At 61.7% G+C, this 5,549-nt stretch carries 4 protein-coding genes; 1 reads left to right on the top strand and 3 read right to left on the bottom strand.

Features of this window, described 5'->3' with window-relative positions:
- The first annotated feature begins 565 nt into the window (after positions 1-565).
- The gene (locus RWT78_RS27695; RefSeq protein ID WP_399552210.1) at positions 566-1,063 is read left to right on the top strand and encodes a hypothetical protein; all 498 of its coding nucleotides are present in this window, start codon (positions 566-568) and stop codon (positions 1,061-1,063) included.
- Between the two features lie 17 nt (positions 1,064-1,080).
- Here the strand turns inward: RWT78_RS27695 and RWT78_RS27690 are convergent, their stop codons facing one another.
- Genes RWT78_RS27690 through RWT78_RS27680 form a run of 3 tightly spaced genes read right to left on the bottom strand, consistent with a single transcriptional unit; the run spans position 1,081 to position 5,147 of the window.
- Positions 1,081-2,763 (bottom strand): ATP-binding cassette domain-containing protein, encoded by a 1,683-nt coding sequence (locus tag RWT78_RS27690; protein ID WP_003944811.1) that lies wholly within the window; start codon positions 2,761-2,763, stop codon positions 1,081-1,083.
- Positions 2,764-2,778: 15 nt separating this feature from the next.
- On the bottom strand, positions 2,779-4,527 hold the full coding sequence (gene kstD, locus RWT78_RS27685) for a 3-oxosteroid 1-dehydrogenase (protein ID WP_314682395.1): 1,749 nt from the start codon (positions 4,525-4,527) through the stop codon (positions 2,779-2,781).
- Positions 4,527-5,147, bottom strand: coding sequence for a TetR/AcrR family transcriptional regulator (locus RWT78_RS27680; protein WP_030536452.1), 621 nt, complete (start codon positions 5,145-5,147; stop codon positions 4,527-4,529). Before RWT78_RS27680 ends, kstD begins: the two co-directional genes overlap by 1 nt.
- Between the last annotated feature and the right edge of the window lie 402 nt (positions 5,148-5,549).

The raw sequence follows: 5,549 nt of genomic DNA, 5'->3' as shown, positions 1-5,549 counted from the left end.
GTCGTGGCCGGCTGCCGAAGCGGTGCCGGTGCTCATGGCGAGCGGGATCGCGACAACTGCGCCTGCGGTTGCAACTGCGCCGAGGGCGCGCTTGAAGGTGATGCTGGTCATTGGGTAAATCCTCTCCGCTACCGCGGACGAGATCGGCCCGGACGCTTTCACGTCTCGTCGATCGACTCGTCTGTTTCACTCCTGCCCCGCGAAGGTTTCGGGAGTACCGGACCCGCGGGGCAGAAGCACGCAGTTGCGGGTCGGTGTTTGCCCGGTAGTTTCGGGCTGTCAACGACCGTAGGCGATGGTCACGGATTGGTCACGGGGCAGTTTTCCGGCACTGCCGTACCAGATTCAGTCGAGATTCAAGAAATAACCACAGGTCAACTAGTTGATTCGAGGTTCAACCATACCGATCGTTATCCGTTCGTTATGTGGCAACCGTCACGGTGATTGTGTGACCCACCGCACCGAAACAGGCCGTGTCGGACCGCCAACGAGGATCCTGGGGATGTTAAGAGAGTCCTGGCAACGGGAAAAACCAACCGCCCCAATCATTATGGAGAATGGACTGGTGATCATCGCAGTGGAAGGACCCAGCGCCGCCGGCAAGACCACCTGGTGCCGAACCCAACTCGGTGGCGAATCCGCGGCGGAGAGATTCGTCGCCGAGTATCAGCCCACCGGGTTCGAGCCGGACGGCACGGATCTCGACCTTCAGGCAAGTTACTGGACAACGGTCAATTCGAAGCGATGGTCGCAAGCGGAAGATCTCGAAGCGAGAACCGGTATCGCGCTCTGCGACAGCGACCCGCTGAAACTGCACTACAGCTGGTGTCTCGCTGCGGTGGGCGCAGCACCTCGGGAGCGATTCGAGTACGAGCTCGCGGCAGTCGAGACAGCTTTCGCGCACCTCGAACTGGGTTTCGCAGATCTGACCGTCATCTCGATACCGTCACCGGGGCAGCTTCTACTTCAGCGCGAAGGAGACCCCAGCCGCCGACGACGGGATCGCAGCGATCCGAGCCTCCTTCGCGCGGTGATCAACGAGCTGCCGCCTCTCCCCAGGTAGGGAGTGGCTGCTCGATCTCAGCGCGCTCGTTCGACCCTGGCCTCGTCCCACACCGGCGACTCGCTCTCGTACACGTTCCCATCCGATCCGAAGACGAGGAACCTGTCGAACCCGCGCGCGAACCAGCGATCGTGCGTGACCGAGATGACCGTGCCGGCAAACTGAGCAATGCCCTGTTCGAGCGCGTCAGCCGAATGAAGGTCGAGGTTGTCGGTCGGTTCGTCGAGCAACAACATCGTGGCGCCGGAGAGCTCGAGGAGCAGGATCTGCAATCGTGCCTGCTGACCGCCGGACAGGTCGTCGTACTTCTGTTCCGCAGCTTGGGACAATCCGTAACGGTCCAGCGCGCGGCTCGCCGCTTCGCGTCCCATTCCGCTGCGGTGTTCGTCGCCCATGTGCAGGATCTCGAGCAGCGTGTTTCCGGTCAGATCGGGCCTGGAGTGTGTCTGCGCAAACAATCCGGGACGTACCCGGGCACCCAACGTCGCAGTACCCCCGTGCTCGACCGGCGCGATGTCGAGCGCCTCGACGGGCAGATGCTCGCTCCCCGGATCGGTCCCCCCACCCGCCAAGAGCCGAAGGAAATGCGACTTTCCGGATCCATTGGAGCCCAGCACGGCAACCCGATCTCCGTACCAGATCTCGGTGTCGAAAGGCTTCATCAATCCGGTCAGCTCGAGATCTTGACATACCAACGCGCGCTTGGCGGTTCGCCCGCCCGCCAGCCGAACCGTCACCTTCTGCTGAAGTGGAATCGCTTCGGGTGGCCCTGCCTCCTCGAACTTCGCCAACCTGGTTTGCGAGGCGTGATACCGCGCAGCGACGCCGTCGTTGAACTTGGCCTTTTCACGCAACCGCAGAACCAGGGCACGTAATTTCGCGTGCTCCTCGTCCCAGCGTCGGCGCAGTTCTTCGAATCGAGCGTTGCGATCCTCGCGGGCTTGGTGGTAGCTGGCCAGCCCAGCGCCGTGCGTCCACGACGTTGCGCCGCTGATTCCGGGCTCGAGCGTCACGATGTGGGTGGCCGCGTTGGCGATCAGTTCGCGGTCGTGGCTGACGAACAAAACCACTTTCGACGATTCCGAGATCGTCTTTTCCAGCCATCGCTTGCCCGGAACATCGAGGTAGTTGTCCGGCTCGTCCAGTAGGAGTGCGTCGTCGGGCCCAGCGAACAGTGCTTCGAGAACCAACCGTTTCTGCTCGCCACCACTGAGGGAGTTGGCCGCGCGCCACTTCGCACGGTCATAGGGAACACCGAGAGCCGCGGTAGTGACCTTGTCCCAGAAGTCTTCGGTCTCGTAGCCGCCCACGTCGGCCCAATCGGCCAGCGCATGCGAATACTTCATTTGAGTTGATTCCTCGTCGCGCTCGATCATCGCGTTTTCTGCCGTATCGAGCGCCAGTGCTGCGTCCCGGATCCGTGCCGGCGAGACGGACAACAGAAGATCGCGCACGGTGGACTCGTCGCGAACCTGGCCGACGAATTGCCGCATCACGCCCAGTGTTCCGGATCGAGTGACAGCGCCCTCGTCGGCGACGACGTCTCCGGCGACAATGCGGAGCAACGTCGTCTTACCAGTCCCGTTGGGGCCTATCAGTGCAGTTTTTGCACCGTTGCCGACCCGAAAGCTGACACCGCTGAGCAGTTGCCGACCATCAGGGAGAAAGTAGTCGACGTCGGCGATGTTGAGGTGGGTCACGCTGTCAAGAGAACCCTACCCACGGCGATCTGCCAAACCATTATTCCTGCCTTCGGTCTCGAGCTCACTACCGTTCTGGGATCGTCCGACCGCATCGAGCGCCGCCAGATATCCGAAAACCATTGCGGGACCGATAGTTGCACCTGGACCGGCATAGGTATGACCCATCACCGGTGAGCTGGTGTTACCTGCTGCATAGAGCCCGTCGATGACCGAACCGTCGGCGCGCAACGCTCGCGCGCGAGCGTCCGTGTTGATGCCGCCTTTGGTCCCCAGGTCTCCAGGCACCATCTTCGCGGCATAGAACGGACCCTTCGTGAGTTCTCCGAGGCTGGGGTTGGGCTTGTTGGTGCAGTCGCCGTAGTAGTGGTCGTATCTGCTTGTCCCACGGCCGAAGTCGCGATCGACTCCGTCGCGCGCGTGACTGTTGAATCGTGTGATGGTCGCGGACAGCGCATCGCCCGGCACTCCGATCTCGGCAGCGAGTTCGGCAATCGATCCAGCTCGCACGATCGCACCCGATTCGATCCACGACCGAGGTATCGGCCTGCGCGCCGGAACCCCCGCGAACAGGTAACGGTCACGGTACGTCTGATCGAAGATCAGCCAAGCCGGGATGTTCTCAGCGGGTCCTTCACCTCGGCCGTACTTTCCGCCGAACATGGCGTGTGCCGCTTCGACATAGGGAAGTGACTCGTTCATGAAGCGCTGACCGCTGGCGTTGACCATGAGGCTGCGAGGCAACGAGCGTTCCGCCAAGGCGAACCACGGGCCTTTGGGCAGTGGAATCGACGGGGCCCACCACGCGTCGTCCATGTACGAAATTGCGGCGTCGACGCGTAGAGCTGCACGGATGCCATCCCCGGTATTGGTCGGTGCCCCGAGTGTCCACTGCGCGCTACTCGGCCGTCGCTGGTACTCGCCTCGCATGTCGTCGTTGTTGTCGAACCCGCCACACGCGAGGATGACACCGCATCGAGCGTGCATGGTGGTCTGCACTCCCCCGGACTCGAGTCGCACACCCACGACACGATCACTGTCGGTCACCAAATCCACAAGCCTCGTCCCGAGCTCCACCGTCACTCCGGCGTCCCGAACTCCGAGCATCAGTTCGGCCATGAGCGCCGGCCCGAGCCCGATCAGCTTCTTCCTCCGAGCTCTTGCGGCCAGGGATCTCATTCCTACCCGAAGCATCCGCACCGGACCCCGCCAATGCCGGATCCCCGTGCTCAGCCAACGGTAATCAGATTGTTGGACAACCATGTTGAGCGGAACCTTCATGTACGGCGGATGAAGTGTCGCAAGATCGTCGCCCAGAGCTCGCGCGTCGAACGGGCGCGGCTCGCACGAGCGGCCGCTTGCACGTCCGCCAGGTGCCTCGGGAAAGTAGTCGGAGTAACCCTTCACCCATTCGAGCTCGAGTGCAGAGTGACGAATCAGGAAATCGAGGGCTTCCGGACCTCGATCGAGATACGTGTCGATTCGGTCGCTGTCTGCATCCTCTCCGACAATGCTCTTCAGATATGTTCGCGCAGAGTCGATATCATCTGTCGGTGCCTCGCGGCGAAGTATCGAGTTTCCCGGAATCCACACGCCGCCCCCGGACCGGGACGACGAACCGCCCCAGTATTCGGACTTCTCCACGAGTATCGTCGAGAGTCCGTTGCGGGCTGCGGTGATGGCTGCGGACATGCCGGCAGCCCCCGATCCGACAACAACGACATCCACTACGGGCGGCGCGGCGCCCTGAGAGTTCTCGTCCATCACTGGTCACGACCTTTCGTGTCATCTTCGTCCTGCGTGTGCCACCGGGATCCCCGAACTGCGTCGAGCGCCCCCTCGACGCACACGGGAAGTGATGCCCCGCGCTTGTGAGGGTTACGTATCCATTGCCGATAACCGAACTCCGCCGCTGCCAACATCAAATGAACGAGAAGTCCTGGGCGGCTGTCATTTTCCGGATCGAGGTACATCCGTTGTGCCACCAACTCGACCAACCGATCACGATGCTCGGGCGCGATCAGGGCGACTCGATCCATCAGGTGCGGCGCGGTGCGGAACGCTGCTCGCCACTGATCGATCTCCGAGGACTCGAAAGCATTGGAGCGTTCCAGGATTGCCCGCGAGATCGCAAGATCAGCCGACTCGGATGCCGGGCGATCCTCGAGCAGCGTCACGATTCCGGCGCCGCCCTGCCTGACCGGATCCAACAGCAGATCCTCCTTGTTACGAACGTGCCGGAAGTACGTACTCGCCGATACCCCCGCTGCCGCCGCAATCTGCTCGGTGGTCACATCCTCGAAACCGTCACGCGCGAACAGATCGAATGCCGCACGTTGAATGTCTGCTCGCACCTGCAACCGCTGTCTCTCCCGTAGTGACATCAGCAACGTCCTCCCGCCTCGGCCGAGATCCGGCCATTCTCGATAATGCGAGTCTCACCTATTGTGACAGTCACTGTCAATATCCAATTCTCTGTCAGATATCAGCAGACCCGGACACATCGTTGACAGGGCATTCGATGCCACGACAAGCTTCGAAGATGAAGCGATGGGGACCGAATCGAGACGTTTCTCCAACAATTTGTCGATGCGGGGCTTCAAGGCGCGGTCACCGAAGCGTATTTCGGTGGTCCACTCTGGCGCATGACCCTGCTCGCCCGTTTCGACGACCGAGCCCTTGGCCCCGACGGCGCCGTCATCTATCGAAATCGAACAGTGCTTCTCGTTCGGACCAAGTGGGAAAGATCATCGAGCAAGAGGACTACTACGAGGACACCGCCAGAA

Origin of the sequence: uncultured Rhodococcus sp. (genome assembly GCF_963525155.1) — a bacterium.
Taxonomy (GTDB): domain Bacteria; phylum Actinomycetota; class Actinomycetes; order Mycobacteriales; family Mycobacteriaceae; genus Rhodococcus_F; species Rhodococcus_F qingshengii.
The sequence above is the reverse complement of the archived record's forward strand: the minus strand, read 5'-3'. Positions and strand labels throughout refer to the sequence as shown.